We start from the raw sequence: 14363 nt of genomic DNA on the forward strand, positions 1-14363 counted from the left end.
CCAAGAAGCTCGTACTGCTGACTGGAGATCTACTAGAAAGGTTATGGTGATATGGAATTTTTTCTTCTTGTCCTGCTGCTGACACTGGTATCTTTTTCCATGGCGGTGCTCTGCTATGGCCTGACCCTGCGGTTCTTCAACGGATCCAAATTAGCCCGGTACATCCTGACGCCCCTTCTGGTGGTAGGGTGGGATTTCCTGGTAGTGATCCAGGAACAGACCCTGCGCTGGGTCTTGGGCCTTTTGCCCATTGCAGTGGTGGGCATCCTGTTCCTCTATGCCCGGAAGAAGTATGCGGAGGATCCGGAACCCTTGGAACTGGCCCGGAAGCAGAACGGGTTCACCATGGACCGGAAAATGCGCCGGTACCAGAAAAAGAATCAGAAAAAAAGCAAAAAATAAAGGGATTTTCTGGAAAATGGCGAATAATATCCCTAAAGAGCAAGGAAGGGGATGAGGATATGTTCCAGAAAATCCTAGTACCGGTAGATGGGTCGAATTCGGCGTGGAAGGCGCTGCAAACGGCAGCTGCGTTGGCTGAGCGGTTCCAGGGAGAGCTTCGGGTGTTTACCGTGATGGAACCCTACAACAGCCTCAGCCTGTTCCAGATCACACTGGATGAAAACCTGATGGACCGTAGCAACCGGGAGATGAAAAAAGCCAGTCTGGCAGTGCTGGATATGGCAAAAGAGAAACTGCAGGAATATGGTTTCAAGGGAAAAGCTTCCTTTGAAGAAAGCGAGGGCAATCCGGCCGAACGGATCCTGGAAAAGAGCAGGGAGACGGACTGTGATTCCATCGTCATCGGCAGCCGGGGGCTCAGCGGGATCACTGAATTCCTGCTGGGGAGTGTAAGCTCGAAAGTCTCCCAGTATGCGGCTGTACCTGTATTCGTGGTGAAATGAAGGGGGAGATTTTATGTTCCAAAAGATCTTGGTACCGGTAGATGGTTCGAATACGTCCTGGAAGGCATTGGAAACGGCAGAATCCCTGGCCCAAAAGTATGGCGGGAAGCTGACCGTCATTACGGTGATGATTCCCTACGGAGTGGGCAATCTGCTCCAGATGTCTCTGGACCAGACCCTCATCGATCAGAACAATGCCATCATGAAAAAAGCAGGCTATGCCACTTTGGATATGGCTAAAGAAAAATTGCAGGGATATCAGGGTGACGTGGAATATCTGGAAGAAATCGGGAATCCGGCAGAACGGATCCTAGAAGTCTGCACATCCAAAGGATGTGATACCATCGTCATCGGCAGCCGGGGGCTCAGCGGCGTGGAAGAATTCCTGCTGGGAAGTGTCAGCAGCAAAGTTTCCCAATATGCCAAAGTTCCGGTAGTGGTGGTGAAATAAAAAATACGGCAGCAGCAGTAATTTTTCTAAATAAGAAGGGATTTACAGTCTTACGGTGAATATATCCTATAGGAAAAGGAAAAATGTAAAGGATTCACTTTGGAGGTGGTTGTATGTTTGAAAAAATCTTGGTTCCTGTAGACGGTTCTGAAACGTCCTGGAGAGCACTGGCAGAAGCAAAGGAACTGGCAGAGGCCTTTAAAGGGGAACTGCTGGTGGTCAATGTGATCCAGCCTTACAACAATTCAGCCATGCTGGTGGTTCCTCTGGATCAAGCTACCATCAGCCAGGGGAATGAAGAACTGACCAAAATCGGCAACAGTGTGCTGGATACGGCCAAGGAAAAACTGAAGGGATTCAAGGGGACGGCTTCCTATGATCTGGAAGTGGGCCATCCTTCCGAACGGGTCTTGGCGGTCTGCAAAGAGAAGAAATGTACAGCCATCGTCATCGGCAGTCGGGGACTCAGCGGTATCGCTGAATTCTTCCTGGGCAGCGTCAGCTCCAAAGTGTCCCAGTATGCTGATGTTCCTGTCTTGATTGTGAAGTGAAGTAACGGCTTTCAGTGCCGGCAGAAGGAGGAGTCCTTATGATCAACAAAATCCTGGTTCCTGTGGATGGTTCTAAGATTGCCCTCCGTGCCCTGGATTTCGCCATGGAAATCGGCGGCAAATTTGGGTCGGATATCATTGTCATCAACATTGATGTCCCTTATGATCTGAGCCGGATCAAATCTCCCCGGAAAGACAAGAACGGCAATCCGATCCCTGTAGAGGCGGCTGTTCCTACTCCGCTGGAAGAAGCGGAAAAAGAGGCCAAAAAAGTATCTTATGAACGGATCACTTTCAAAAAGGTCGTGGACATCGACCCGGCGGAACGGATCTGTGCCGAGGCTGAACGGGATGAAGTGGACCTGATCGTCATGGGGAACCGTGGCATGGGTGTCCTGGCAGGGTTCTTCCTGGGCAGTGTCAGCACGAAGGTATCCCAGAGTGCCAATTGCCCGGTGACCATTGTGAAGTAAGACAAACACACTGACCACAAACTCCAAAGGATGTAATAAAAAGAGGCTGCGGCGCATCATGATGTGACCCCAAAAAGTTAGACCTTAGTAACGAGATGGTTTTTACTGTCTCGTTACTTTTTTATGCTGCCAGCAAAGAAAGCCTGTATTGAACAGGACTTTTCCAGCCCAGTTTTTCCTTGATCCTTTGTTCGTTATAGTATTTGATGTATCGTTCGATAGCGGCTCTTAGTTCTTCGTAGCTGTAGTAGATCACTCCATAATACATTTCCTGTTTCATTAAGCCGAAAAAGTTTTCCATTACAGCGTTATCATGACAGTTACCCTTTCGAGACATGCTCTGAAAAATTCGTTCTTTTTTTAGTTTCCTGGTATAGGCCTTCATTTGGTATGCCCAGCCCTGATCGGAGTGAAACGTTCTTCGATATGGACAATCAGCAGTAATTTCGATTGCTTCAGCTTGAGCTTCCAGTATGCTTTCAGCCGAAGGACGTTTGGCTATTCCATAGCTGATGATTTCATCATCGAACATGTCCAGGAAAGGATCCAGATAAAGCTTGTGCAGGGTCAGATGTCCCTGTGTATCTACTTCATAATATTTGAATTCTGAAGTATCGGTCGTAATCTTCTGATGTGGGATATTCGTCTCAAAACGACGATGTATTCTATTCGGAGCAATGGTCCCTACCTTACCCTTATAGGAACTGTATTTACGGCTTTTCCGGGTAAAGGATGTTACCTGAAGGCTCAGTTTCTGCATGATACGTTGAACTTTCTTCTTGTTCACGCAAATCCCTTGATTCTTCAGCTCACCGGTCATGCGCCGATATCCATAATCTTTATGCTGGCTGCGGATTTCCTGTATTTTGTCCTCTACTTCCTGGTCTGGATTCACGCGGTCAAACCGTTTCTGCCAGTACATATAGGTCGCTTTGGGCATTTGAGTATAGGAGAGAAGGTCTTTCAATTTGAATGATCTTCGGAGACTGGAGATGATTTTCGCAACTCTCTCATTTTTGCTTCGTCCTCTAAACGCAGTCTCCTCAGTTCTTTTAAAAAAGCATTCTCTATACGGAGTTTAAGATTTTCATCCTCTAACTCCTTGACATGTTCCACACTGATGTCGACCATCGGCTGCTGAACCTGGGTATCTGTTTTTTTTGTTTGAGATTTGTTCAAAGTTCTCTTCCTGCCTTTTTTATGTGACCGTAAAGCATCTGGTCCCGCAATTCTAAATTCATTGACCCATCTGGCAATCATTGATGGGTTGTTGATCCCTACTTGAATTGCTAGTTCCTGATATGAGATTTCATTTGTTAAGTAAGACTCTACCACAGAAAGTTTTTCTTTGAAAGAGTATATTTTTTGAGAGCGGGATCTTTTCAGTCCATCATCACCAAATGCCTTGTAAGCAGCAACCCACTTTAGCAGCTGGCTGCTACTTGCCATCCCATATTTACGTGAAATAGAAATACACCCTTCGTCACTGTTCAAATATTCCAGTACTATTTTTTTCTTAAATTCATAGCTGTGTTTTGCCATAAAAAACTGACCCTCAATTGTTAGATTTTTGGTCTAACAATTGGGGGTCAGCTCACGCAACAGCCTCTTTTGCTTTTTTAATGGTGCCGAAGGCCGGACTCGAACCGGCACGCTTTGAGGGCGCTTGATTTTGAGTCAAGTGCGTCTGCCAATTCCGCCACTTCGGCAAGCGTGATGGATATCACAACAAAATTATTCTAGCATGGCTGGCTTCTCTTTGTCAAGCTGCAGATTTTACAAATCCACGTCCAGCACAATTTCTTCTCCAAGCTTGACGGGGCCGCCAATGGCAAGACCGGTGATGCGTCCCTCTTTCCAGTCCGCTTCGATGTCGATCCGGCCGCCGGGCTCCTGGAGAGCGGCCGCCAGGGACCGGTTCTGGCGCAGGGCCAGGGCGGCTGCTACTGCGGCGGACCCGCTGCCACAGCTTTTTTCCCGGTACAGGGTCCCAGTGGACGAAACGTATACGATGGGCAGCACCTTCAGGGTGCTGATCTCCACCAGCATCAGCCCGTAGGCTTCCGGTTCTTTGCCCCGGGAAATTTCCCGCTGGAGAGAATAGAACAGCTGCTCCTGGTCCACTTCCTCCACGTTCAGGGTGAAATAGATATAATGGGTGATGCCGGGCAGGACCACTTCCTGGCACTCCACACTTTCCCGTTCATAAGAAAGATTGATTTTCTTCATCCCCAGAGGGGGCGCCAGCTGGACACTGGCTTCGAAAATGCCTTCCCGGACTTTTTTTGCCTTTACGGCAAGAGGAGTGGGGCAGCCGCTGCAGGTGACCTGGAAAGTCCCTTCTTTTTCCCCTGAGAGAAGGAGCCCGTAGGCGCCGGCGGAACGAGTGGCATTTCCGCAGAATTCACCACCCATCATTTCCACCTGGGGCTGGCCTTCTTTTAGGGAAAGGCAGCCGATCTGTTCCACAGAGGGATCCAAGGACAGGAGTTTCTGGTTCAGGGCTTTGCGGATTTCCGGGGCTACCGGGTCCAGTAAAAATAAGGTGATGTTGCCGCTGGGGTCGGCCTTGATGGTTCGGATTTGCATAGGCAACTTCCTTTCTTCATAGACGATTATATAGCGAATACTTCCAATTCTCTCATAATTGAATCTTATATTTTATATTATAGCGATGCACAAGGCTTTAGACAAGAGAAAATACTTGACTTTTAGGTAATTTCTGAAAATAAGTAATCGATAGGTGTTTTGTGTTAGAATAGACATTGCGTCAATCAAATCAATTCGTTTTTTGTGGAGGGGCAAGCGTTGCATTATCGTAAATTTCTCAAATACTGGCTGTGTGCCGGGTTGGCCCTGCTGTTCCCCCTGGGGGCGCAGGCTTCTGTACAGGATCTTGCCTGGCAGGACGGGGTCCCGGCCTACCAGGAAGTCAAGGGCTCCATCACCCACGATGGGCCGAAACTGATCTTTTCAGACAGCCCGGAAATGGTGGGAAAAACGGGCATCATGTACCGGGATACGGTGGAGGGCCCTGTACGGCTGTTTTTCCATCATGTGAATGATACCCGCACGGACAAACGGCTGGCGGTGCTCCTGCGCCGGACCACCCTGCGGCCCAGCCAGGTGGCTTTTGGCAGGACCGGCATCTCCCGGCCCAATGAAGATTGGTTGGAGGCAGGGAAAGAAGCCCAGGAGCGGTATTACAGTTCGGTGCCCAACGGCCGGAAATTCCTGCTGAACGGACCCAGAGACATCCTGAACAACGGGAAAGGGTACATCCTCCATCCCCAGGAACTGGTCACCGGGATCGTGGACCTGACCTTCGACAAGCCGGTGGAAGTGTCCTTTATCATGATGCCCGTGGAGGCAGATCCTCGGATCTCTGCAGAAGTGTATTCCATCCTGCCCCCCGATCAAGGGGGCCATGTGCTCCGGGGCACCTTTGAAGGAGCCAATGCCCATGTGACATTGGCGGAATCTTTTGATGCGGATGCCGGGGTGATCTGGGGGATGGAACTGGCCGATGACAGCAAAGACCTTTATCTCCGGGGGACCGATGTGACCCGGAATGCTCCAGTGGTGAATTACGGGAACTATGGCGTCATGTATGATGTGAACTTCCGGACCCACGGAAAGAATGCCACCCAGCTGCGGTTCAATCCTTACGGAGGACCTTACGCCGGGGAAGGGATCCTGGCGGTGGAAGGGGAAACAGCCCGGTATCTGCGGATCCCGGAAAGCAGTCTTTCTTTTGGCTGGGACCATGATGGAGAGACCATGAAACTGGGGACGGTGCCTCCGGGCAAAAGCGGTTCCTTTTATTTTTCGCCGCCTGGTTCTTCCAACCTGCCGGTGCGGATTTTCTGGGAAGGGGAGGCTGGGAGCCGGCTGGAAGAAAAATCCGGCAAAGTACGGACGGCGGAACAGATCCTGGCGGAACGGCTGGCTCGGAAGGAACATAAAGGAAATAGCACTAAATGAAAATAATTATTAAAAAGGCTTGACTATTTTCTAAGTTTGTTGTACCATAAGGATGTCAAGAAAAGCAAACAACATCTGAAGGGAAACAAAGAGCCGTGCGTGCGCTGCACAGCCGTTCCCACACAGAGGCCCCTATGGGGAAAAGAAAAAGAGGAGGATTTGACAATGGCTGAGTTGAAAGGTTCTCAAACTGAAAAAAACTTATGGACTGCATTTGCGGGTGAATCCCAGGCATACAACAAATATGGCTATTATGCCAGTGTAGCCAAGAAGGAAGGATACGAACGGGTAGCCCAGAACTTCCTGGAAACTTCCGGCAACGAAAAGGAACATGCCAAGATTTGGTTCAAGGCTCTCCATGGGGGCTCCATCCCTGATACGGTGGAAAACCTGAAGGATGCTGCTGCCGGCGAAAACTATGAATGGACGGAAATGTACAAAGAATTTGCAGAAACCGCTGAAAAAGAAGGGTTCAAAGACTTGGCTTACAAGTTCAAAGCTGTGGGCGCCATTGAAAAGCACCATGAAGAACGCTACAGAGCCCTGCTGAAGAAAGTGGAAGACGGGACCATGTTCCAGCGCAGCGAAAAGACCGTTTGGATCTGCTCCAACTGCGGCCACATCGTGGAAGCCGAAAAGGCTCCGGAAGTCTGCCCGGTCTGCGCTCATCCCAAATCCTATTTCATGGTCAACTGTGAATGCTTCTGAGCATAAAAAAAAGGCCCCGTTGCGGGGGCCTTTTTTTTATGCTCAATGGTTGGTCAGTCCTAGTTCTTTCAGCATTTCCATATCTTCCTTGATGGTGGTGCCGCTGGTGGTGAGCATATTGCCGGTGATGGAGGCGGAGGCTCCGGCCAGGAGGGCGGTGGCCCCGTTCTGGGGCAGCAGCTTCCGCCCGGCAGCCAGACGGATATTGGCGGTAGGGTTGATGAACCGGAAAATGGCAATGGTCCGGAGGATGTCTTCCGCCGGCAGGGGCTTGCGGCCTTCCATACCTGTGCCAGGAATGGCCATCAGCGCGTTGATGGGAATGGATTCGATTCCCAAGCTCTGGAGGGTGAAGGCCATATCCAGTCGGTCCTGCCAGGTTTCTCCCATGCCGATGATGCCTCCGGAGCAGACGCACATCCCTTCTGCCTGGGCAGCTTTGATGGTGCGGATCCGGTCGTCAAAGGTGTGGCTGGTGCAGATCTGGGGGAAGTACCGGCGGGAGGTCTCGATGTTGTGGTGGTAGCTGGTGACCCCGGCTTCCCGGAGGCGGCGGAACTGTTCCCGGCTGATGATGCCGTGGGAGGCGCACAGGTCGATGGTCAGGTCCTTTTTCATGGCCCGGTAGATGTCCAGGGCCTTCTCGAAATCACTGCCGGTGAGGTCCCGCCCGGAAGTGACCATGGCGAACCGGTTGGCACCGGCATCCTGGTCGGCTTTGGCAGTTTTCATCACTTCTTCTTTGGAAAGGAAGCCGTATTCTTCACAGCCCGTATGGTGGCAGGCAGCCTGGGCACAATATTTGCAGTTTTCCCCGCAGCGGCCGCTCCGGGCGTTGATGATGGTGCAGAAATCCACATGGTTGCCACAGAAATGTTTCTGGAGTCGGCCGGCTTCCTGCTGGAGCTCTGCCAGGGGCTGGGTCAGCAGCTCTTGGACTTCCGGGTCCTCCGGCTTCAGCCGGTACCCTCCTATGATCCGATCGGTCAGTGCGCGCAGTGCTTCTATCTTCAATGATCTCATCCCTTCTGGTATAATATGGTTACCATTATAAAGAACCGGGGATTTGCGGTCAACTTTCTAAAATGTAAGGTTAACGTAAAACCGGGATCTGCAAAGGAGGAAAATCATGGAACTGCTTTTTATCTATATGGATGGCTGCCCTTACTGCAAACTGGCCGGTGAGGTGCTGGAAGATCTCTTTGCCAAACATCCGGAATACCAAAAGATTCCCCTGGTGAAGGTGAACGAGAACCGGGAACCGGAAAAATTGAAGGGCCGGAACTATTACTATGTCCCCACCTTCTTCTATGGGGAAGAAAAAGTTTACGAAGCCCAGCCGGGGGATGACCGGGAGAAGATGGAAAAGATCTTGGGTGATTTTTTCCAAAGAATCAGTGAGAAATGAAAATGAGGTGCTGCGTGAGCGGCACCTCATTTTTCATTCCATCAATATTTTCCGGCAGGTTTCGTTCTTCATGACCATCTTCAGCAGCAGGTTCCCCAGCACTGTGACGCTGAGGCATTCTCCGGCCCCGATGTAGACCATGGCTGCCCCCAGGGACAGATCTGGGGGCAGGGCCGCCAGTACATCCAGTTCAGCCCCGATCAGCACTCCATTGCTCACCACCGGGCACAGAGAGGCCAGGAGAGGATTCCTCATCCGGTGCATGGGCCAGATCCCCAAGAAAGTGGCCAGGGTGCCCAGGAGCATATCCGGCAGTCCGAACGGGCTCCCCAGGTTGGCCAGGAAGCATCCGGCCGTGAGACCGGGGATCCATTTGGGATTGTAGAAAGCCAAGAGGGTCAGACATTCGGAAAACCGTATCTGGATAGGTCCGTAGCTGAGCGGGGCCAGTCCCAGGGTGAGGGCGGCGTAGACCGCTGCCAAAAGGGCGTTCCGCAGCAGCCAAGTTTCCTTTCCCATCTTCAGGCCTGCCCTTTCAGCAGACGGGCTTTCAGTTCTTTGTATTTCCGGGAATAGAAAGGCTTCAGTTGGGCTTCCCGGTGGTCATAGCCGTAGGCCCGTTTGGAAATGGACAGGATGGGAGGCGCTTGGATCCGCTTGGCCACAGCCAGACCGCAGAACAGCTTCCACCACCGTTCCAGATCCTCGATGAAAGCCTGGGCGTCCGGGAACAGCTGTTCCACCAGGCCCTTTTCACAACCCAGATGTCCTTCCAGGGTCCCTTCCGCGTACCAGGTCAGGAGTTCTTCCGGAGAAGTCTTGTACCAGCTTTCCACAAAGGCTTGGAGCAAGTAATCATGGTAGGGATAGACCAGGGGATCTCCCCCTTTGCCCACGGTCTGGGCATCGGACAATTCCGCGCTGGGCTTGATCTGGAAGATCTCTTCCGGGATGACTTCTTTCTGGAATACGGCTTCATTGAGATAACGGCCCAGGGCATAGACTTGGTGCTTCCACAGATCCCCGATGAGGGCCAGGACCCCGGCGATATCTCCGTAGAAGGTGGCGTAGCCTACAGTCATTTCTGCCTTGTTGGAGTTGCAGGAGAAGCCCCCGCCGAAAATGGAAGCCAGGCCGGCCAGCACCCGGGCACCCCGGTCCCGGGCCTGGATGTTTTCTGTGGCAAAGGGCGTGACTTTCAGGTGGAATTCCTCGCCGGTGCCGTAGTTGTGGATGGGTGCGCTGTTGAACTGGAGGATGGTCTTGTCCACCACTTCTTGGATGGGAAGGATGGTGTAATGGGTCCCCAGGGCTTCCGCCATTTTCTGGGCCAGCCCTTTGGTCAGTTCCGAATTGTACTGGCTGGGCATATTTACCAAGAGGACGTTTTCCGGCCCCAGGATGTCCACGTAAAAGGCTGCGGTGACGGCGGAATCGATGCCGCCGGAAACCCCGATGGTCATTTTCCGGATGCCCAGCTGGTCCAAGAAAAGAGAGGCTCCGTACCGGAGCGCGGTATAGACGGCCTGGGCATCGGTAAGGGCGGGCTGGAGCCCCCTTTCTCCTTGGAGCAGCCCCGTATCTGGATCCCAGAGGCTCACCAGCAGGTCTTCTTGGAAAGCCGGGGAATCAGTGATCATTTCTCCCCGGGCATTGTACATGCAGCTGCAGCCGTCATAGGTGAACACGTTCTTGCCGTTGTTCTGGATCCCCACGTTGTTGCAGTAGGCCAAAGGGATGCCGCAGGATCTGGACTGGTGCACGAACAGCTCATGGCGCTTCCGGTTCTTGTGGAAAGTATAGGGGGAGCAGGAAAGGTTGCAGAGGATCTGGGCCCCATTTTTCTTCAGCAGTTCCGGTACATTATAATAGTAGTTTTCTGTCCAGCCGTCTTCGCACAGGAGTACTCCCAGTTTCACTTCCCGGCCTCGGATGGACACCGGGACCGGTTTTACCAGGTCTTCGATGGTCACGTTCCGGCCCAGTTCCGGCAGCAGTTTGGCGATGCTGTGGAAGTACCGGCTGTCGTCGAATTCCCGGTAGTCCGGCAGGGAGGTCTTGCTGATGAAGGGATAAGGCAGGCCGCCCTGGAGCAGCTTCCCGTCCTGGGCTACAAAGGCCGCGTTGTATTTCCGGATCCGGCCGTCTTCATTGACTTTGTCCGGGTCGGTGGCGATGTTGCCGAAAATCACGCAGATCCCTTCACTGGCGGCGATGATCTCTTTTCCCCAGGCTTCACAGTCCCGGAGAAAGGCACTCTGCTCCCACAGGTCTCCCAGCAGGTAGCCCGGGACCATCAGTTCCGGCAGGAGCAGGATATCCACCTGGGCTCCACGGGCTCTGGCGATGGCATCCAGGGCCTTGCGGGTATTGGCTTCCGGATTCCCCGGCTCTACTTGGATTTGTGCACAAGCAATTTTGATGTCCATTTGTTTCTCGCTCCATAAATTGATATAATGAATCAATAACTGCTTCCATTATAGCAAAAGGGGACAGGATAGGAAAGACGGGGAGCAGGGCCGTCGTGAAAATACGAACAAAGCAAAATCTTCGTCTGTAAATGTTGCATATATACAGCGCATATGCTATGATACCTTATGCGATATGCAGAAAGTAGGGGGGACTATGTTATACATTAGCACAAGAGGGAAAACGGATATGGTGAGCTCGGCTCACGCGATCTCCAATGGACTGGCGGCAGACGGAGGACTTTTTGTTCCGAAAGAATTCCCGCCCATCAGCCTGGCGGAAATCGATGCCATGCGGGAAGCTCCGTACAGCGATCGGGCTCTGACGGTACTGGCCCGGTTCCTGACGGACTACAGCGAAGACGAACTGCGGAACTGTGTGGAAACGGCGTACAGCAAGGACCGTTTCGGGGATTTCCCGGCACCGCTGCACCTGCTGAAGGACAATCTGGATGTACTGGAACTGTGGCATGGCCCCACTTGTGCTTTTAAAGACATGGCCCTGCAGATCCTGCCTCTGTTCCTGACTAAAGCGGTCCAGAAGACTGGGGAACAGAAGAAACTGGTGATCCTGGTGGCCACTTCCGGAGATACTGGGAAAGCGGCCATGGCCGGGTTCGCCGATGTGCCGGAAACGGAAGTCATCGTGTTCTATCCCCAGGAAGGGGTCAGCGATATCCAGAAGCTCCAGATGGTGACCCAGAAAGGGGACAATGTCCATGCCGTAGCTGTGGAAGGGAACTTCGATGATGCCCAGACCGGGGTGAAGATCCTGTTTGGCAGCCAGCCTCTGGCCCAAGAACTCCAGGAACACGGGTGTGCCTTCTCTTCCGCCAACTCCATCAACTGGGGACGCCTGGTGCCCCAGATCGTGTACTATTTCAGTGCCTATGCAGATGCGGTGAACAGCGGCCGGATCGAAAATGGGGCACCGGTGAACTTTGCAGTGCCCACGGGGAACTTCGGAGACATCCTGGCCGGTTTCTATGCCAGACTGATGGGCCTGCCGGTGAACAAGTTCATCTGTGCTTCCAACAGCAACAATGTACTGACGGACTTCATCAATACTGGAGTCTACAATCGGAAACGCCCCTTCCATAAGACCATTTCGCCTTCCATGGACATCCTGGTTTCCAGCAACTTGGAACGGCTGCTGTTCGAAGAGACAGGCCATGATGCGGCTCAGGTAGCAGAATGGATGAAGGAATTGAACGAAAAGGGCGAATACAAGATCGGCACCGAGCTCCAGAACCAGATCCTGAAGGACTTCTTCGGCACCTGGGTGGATGAAGTGGAGACCCGGGAGACCATCGGAGATGTGTACAATAACTATGGTTATGTAATGGATCCCCATACAGCGGTGGCTTACAAGGCCATGGAAAAATACCGGCTGATGACCGGGGACGAGACCTACAGCATCGTCCTGAGTACTGCCAGTCCCTTCAAGTTCAACGATGTGGTCCTAGCTTCCATCGATCCGGATACCTACGAAGGGAAGGAACTGGATCCCTTTGTGGCCATGGAAGACCTGAGCAGAGTGGCCAAGCTGCCCATTCCGGCCAGCATGCAGGAACTGCCCAAGCTCCAGAGACGCCAGAGCGATGTAGTAGATAAGACCCAGCTGGAAGCGGAAGTGAAGAAGCTGTTAGGATTGGAGTAAAGAGTTACACAAAAGGGACCCGACAGGGTCCCTTTTGTTATACCTGACATAAGAAAAAACCTATAGATAAGTGTAACTTTTGTGTCAGTTTCATTTAAAAATATACAGTTCCCAGCTTATTTTTTTGAGCAAAGTATGGTATGATAGAAGGCATATAGATTGATCGATTTTTTATATGATTCAAAGGGGAGCAAGAAATGGAAGTCACTGTTATTACAAATATCAGACGGAAAGTGCTGACCATGCTGTCGAAAATGGCTTATGACGGGAACCTGCCGGACCATGTCTATGACATCCTGCAGATCGTCAACGAGAATACTCCCAGGACCCGCTGCTGCGTCCACAAGGAACGGGCGGTCTTGAAGGAGCGGATCTGTGTGGCCCTGGGTGTAGATACAGATATGAACATCATCGAGGCGGCCAACAAAGCCATTTCAGAACCGGTGGATCGGACCCAGCATGTCATCGCTGTGCTGCCGGAAGGCTGTTCTGCCTGCCCGGTGAACAAATATATGATCACCGATGTGTGCCGCCGCTGCCTGACCCACCGCTGCATGAACGGCTGCCCCAAGAAGGCCATTTCTGTGTACCAGGGCCGTGCCCACATCGATTATGATATGTGCGTAGAATGCGGCAACTGCAAACGGGCCTGCCCCTACGGCGCTGTGGTGGAAATCGCCCGTCCCTGCGAAAACGCCTGCAAGGTCCATGCTCTCCATACCGGCGTGAACAAGAAAGCGGAAATCGATAAGAACATCTGCGTGGAATGCGGGGCCTGCCGGGGTGCCTGCCCCTTCGGCGCCATCGAGGAACGGAGCCACATCGTCCAATTGATCCAGGCCATCAAGAGCGGCCAAGAAGTGGTGGCCCTCCTGGCTCCTTCCTTTGTGGGCCAGTTCGGACTGAAGGTGCATCCAGGCCAGATCGTCAAAGCCTGCCAGGAACTGGGGTTTGCTTCTGTGAAGGAAGTGGCGCTGGGAGCCGATATGACCACCATCTCTGAAGCGGAAGAATTCCTGGAAAAGGTGCCCACCGGCAAACAGAAAGTCATGACCAGCTCCTGCTGCCCGGCTTTCGTGGCTACGGTGAAACGCCATGCCCCGGAATTGGCAGACTGTATCTCCGATGCGGTGTCTCCCATGGTGGCCCGGAGCAAACTGGAGAAATACAAGCATCCCGGTGCCCTCACCTGCTTCATCGGTCCCTGCATCGCCAAGAAAGTGGAAGCCCGGGAACATCCGGACGAAATCGATTTCGTACTGACTTTCGAAGAACTGAAGTGCATGATGGACAGCCAGGACATCGACCCGGCCAAATGCGAAGAGGCCCCTTTCCATGCCGCTTCTTCCGCCGATGGCTGCAGCTTCCCCCAGGCGGCCGGCGTCAGCAATGCCGTCAAGGATTATGTCCGGGACAACCATCCGGAAGTGGATGTGGACTCTCTGAAGAGCCTCTACTGCAATGGGCTGGATGAATGCCTCCAGGCTTTGAAAGATGTGGAAGCCGGCAAGCTGGATATCCAGTATCTGGAAGGGATGGCCTGCCAGAAGGGCTGCCTCAACGGGCCGGGGGCTCTTACGGAACCAGGCCTCACCCGGGTGCTGCTGAAACGCTTTGCAGATACTACCCAGGCAGACAGCGCCGGCAAGATCGAACAGGCCATGGATGGCGTGAAGAACGTGGACATGGAACGGGTATATTTGCGCAAATAAACAGAGTGTGATAAAATAGCCGGGTATGAGTACGTTGAAACGA

The 14363-nt window shown here is 52.5% G+C and carries 16 protein-coding genes and 1 tRNA gene; 10 read left to right on the top strand and 7 right to left on the bottom strand.

What is annotated here, in order from left to right; all coding sequences use genetic code 11:
• Positions 1–51 precede the first annotated feature (51 nt).
• The 5 genes from BQ2657_RS05990 (at position 52) to BQ2657_RS06010 (ending at position 2380) form a co-directional block, all read left to right on the top strand.
• Positions 52–402 carry a hypothetical protein gene (locus BQ2657_RS05990; RefSeq protein ID WP_075579810.1) on the top strand — a complete coding sequence of 117 codons (351 nt, stop codon included), beginning with the start codon at positions 52–54 and terminating at the stop codon, positions 400–402.
• Between the two features lie 59 nt (positions 403–461).
• Positions 462–905, top strand: coding sequence for a universal stress protein (locus BQ2657_RS05995; protein WP_075579811.1), 444 nt, complete (start codon positions 462–464; stop codon positions 903–905).
• 13 nt (positions 906–918) lie between these two features.
• Positions 919–1356, top strand: a complete 438-nt coding sequence (locus BQ2657_RS06000) for a universal stress protein (protein ID WP_075579812.1) — start codon at positions 919–921, stop codon at positions 1354–1356.
• Positions 1357–1469: 113 nt separating this feature from the next.
• Positions 1470–1907 carry a universal stress protein gene (locus BQ2657_RS06005; protein WP_075579813.1) on the top strand — a complete coding sequence of 146 codons (438 nt, stop codon included), beginning with the start codon at positions 1470–1472 and terminating at the stop codon, positions 1905–1907.
• 38 nt (positions 1908–1945) lie between these two features.
• A complete protein-coding gene (locus BQ2657_RS06010; RefSeq protein WP_075579814.1) occupies positions 1946–2380 on the top strand; it encodes a universal stress protein in 435 nt (144 codons plus the stop codon).
• Positions 2381–2501: 121 nt separating this feature from the next.
• Here the strand turns inward: BQ2657_RS06010 and BQ2657_RS13610 are convergent, their stop codons facing one another.
• The 4 genes from BQ2657_RS13610 to BQ2657_RS06030 form a co-directional block, all read right to left on the bottom strand.
• Positions 2502–3377, bottom strand: a complete 876-nt coding sequence (locus tag BQ2657_RS13610; RefSeq protein WP_408607744.1) for an IS3 family transposase — start codon at positions 3375–3377, stop codon at positions 2502–2504.
• A complete protein-coding gene (locus BQ2657_RS13615; RefSeq protein ID WP_075578809.1) occupies positions 3344–3922 on the bottom strand; it encodes a helix-turn-helix domain-containing protein in 579 nt (192 codons plus the stop codon). Before BQ2657_RS13615 ends, BQ2657_RS13610 begins: the two co-directional genes overlap by 34 nt.
• Before the next feature lie 81 nt (positions 3923–4003).
• Positions 4004–4089, bottom strand: a tRNA-Leu gene (locus BQ2657_RS06025).
• A 67-nt stretch (positions 4090–4156) separates the two neighbouring features.
• On the bottom strand, positions 4157–4969 hold the full coding sequence (locus BQ2657_RS06030) for a histidine racemase CntK family protein (protein ID WP_075579815.1): 813 nt from the start codon (positions 4967–4969) through the stop codon (positions 4157–4159).
• 219 nt (positions 4970–5188) lie between these two features.
• Between BQ2657_RS06030 and BQ2657_RS06035 the strand changes: the two genes are divergently transcribed.
• Positions 5189–6364, top strand: a complete 1176-nt coding sequence (locus BQ2657_RS06035; RefSeq protein WP_075579816.1) for a copper amine oxidase — start codon at positions 5189–5191, stop codon at positions 6362–6364.
• A 165-nt stretch (positions 6365–6529) separates the two neighbouring features.
• Complete coding sequence (gene rbr / locus BQ2657_RS06040; RefSeq protein ID WP_075579817.1) at positions 6530–7072, top strand: rubrerythrin; 543 nt, start codon at positions 6530–6532, stop codon at positions 7070–7072.
• A gap of 42 nt (positions 7073–7114) precedes the next feature.
• On the opposite strand, the gene bioB is transcribed toward rbr, so the two are convergent.
• Positions 7115–8086: a biotin synthase BioB gene (bioB, locus tag BQ2657_RS06045; protein WP_198524520.1), complete on the bottom strand. Its 972-nt coding sequence runs from the start codon at positions 8084–8086 to the stop codon at positions 7115–7117.
• 115 nt (positions 8087–8201) lie between these two features.
• On the opposite strand from bioB, the gene BQ2657_RS06050 reads away from it, so the two are divergent.
• Positions 8202–8480: a thioredoxin family protein gene (locus tag BQ2657_RS06050; RefSeq protein ID WP_075579819.1), complete on the top strand. Its 279-nt coding sequence runs from the start codon at positions 8202–8204 to the stop codon at positions 8478–8480.
• A gap of 33 nt (positions 8481–8513) precedes the next feature.
• Here BQ2657_RS06050 and BQ2657_RS06055 read toward each other — a convergent pair whose 3' ends face one another.
• Positions 8514–8999 (bottom strand): QueT transporter family protein, encoded by a 486-nt coding sequence (locus tag BQ2657_RS06055; protein WP_075579820.1) that lies wholly within the window; start codon positions 8997–8999, stop codon positions 8514–8516.
• Between the two features lie 2 nt (positions 9000–9001).
• Complete coding sequence (gene nadE, locus BQ2657_RS06060; protein WP_075579821.1) at positions 9002–10909, bottom strand: NAD(+) synthase; 1908 nt, start codon at positions 10907–10909, stop codon at positions 9002–9004.
• A gap of 196 nt (positions 10910–11105) precedes the next feature.
• On the opposite strand from nadE, the gene thrC reads away from it, so the two are divergent.
• Together thrC and BQ2657_RS06070 are read left to right on the top strand one after the other, a co-directional pair.
• Positions 11106–12608: a threonine synthase gene (thrC, locus tag BQ2657_RS06065; RefSeq protein ID WP_075579822.1), complete on the top strand. Its 1503-nt coding sequence runs from the start codon at positions 11106–11108 to the stop codon at positions 12606–12608.
• Between the two features lie 197 nt (positions 12609–12805).
• A complete protein-coding gene (locus BQ2657_RS06070) occupies positions 12806–14320 on the top strand; it encodes a 4Fe-4S dicluster domain-containing protein (RefSeq protein WP_075579823.1) in 1515 nt (504 codons plus the stop codon).
• Positions 14321–14363 lie beyond the last annotated feature (43 nt).

This window comes from Acidaminococcus massiliensis (assembly GCF_900095825.1).
GTDB lineage: Bacteria > Bacillota > Negativicutes > Acidaminococcales > Acidaminococcaceae > Acidaminococcus > Acidaminococcus massiliensis.

What these genes read in the sequence shown, in the direction of transcription:
- BQ2657_RS06050 (WP_075579819.1), top strand. Translation starts at nt 8,202, where the DNA reads ATGGAACTGCTTTTTATCTATATGGATGGCTGCCCTTACTGCAAACTG.
- BQ2657_RS05990 (WP_075579810.1), top strand. Translation starts at nt 52, where the DNA reads ATGGAATTTTTTCTTCTTGTCCTGCTGCTGACACTGGTATCTTTTTCC.
- BQ2657_RS06055 (WP_075579820.1), bottom strand. Translation starts at nt 8,999, where the DNA reads ATGGGAAAGGAAACTTGGCTGCTGCGGAACGCCCTTTTGGCAGCGGTC.
- thrC (WP_075579822.1), top strand. Translation starts at nt 11,106, where the DNA reads ATGTTATACATTAGCACAAGAGGGAAAACGGATATGGTGAGCTCGGCT.
- BQ2657_RS06010 (WP_075579814.1), top strand. Translation starts at nt 1,946, where the DNA reads ATGATCAACAAAATCCTGGTTCCTGTGGATGGTTCTAAGATTGCCCTC.
- BQ2657_RS06070 (WP_075579823.1), top strand. Translation starts at nt 12,806, where the DNA reads ATGGAAGTCACTGTTATTACAAATATCAGACGGAAAGTGCTGACCATG.
- BQ2657_RS06030 (WP_075579815.1), bottom strand. Translation starts at nt 4,969, where the DNA reads ATGCAAATCCGAACCATCAAGGCCGACCCCAGCGGCAACATCACCTTA.
- rbr (WP_075579817.1), top strand. Translation starts at nt 6,530, where the DNA reads ATGGCTGAGTTGAAAGGTTCTCAAACTGAAAAAAACTTATGGACTGCA.
- BQ2657_RS05995 (WP_075579811.1), top strand. Translation starts at nt 462, where the DNA reads ATGTTCCAGAAAATCCTAGTACCGGTAGATGGGTCGAATTCGGCGTGG.
- BQ2657_RS13615 (WP_075578809.1), bottom strand. Translation starts at nt 3,922, where the DNA reads ATGGCAAAACACAGCTATGAATTTAAGAAAAAAATAGTACTGGAATAT.
- BQ2657_RS06000 (WP_075579812.1), top strand. Translation starts at nt 919, where the DNA reads ATGTTCCAAAAGATCTTGGTACCGGTAGATGGTTCGAATACGTCCTGG.
- nadE (WP_075579821.1), bottom strand. Translation starts at nt 10,909, where the DNA reads ATGGACATCAAAATTGCTTGTGCACAAATCCAAGTAGAGCCGGGGAAT.
- BQ2657_RS06005 (WP_075579813.1), top strand. Translation starts at nt 1,470, where the DNA reads ATGTTTGAAAAAATCTTGGTTCCTGTAGACGGTTCTGAAACGTCCTGG.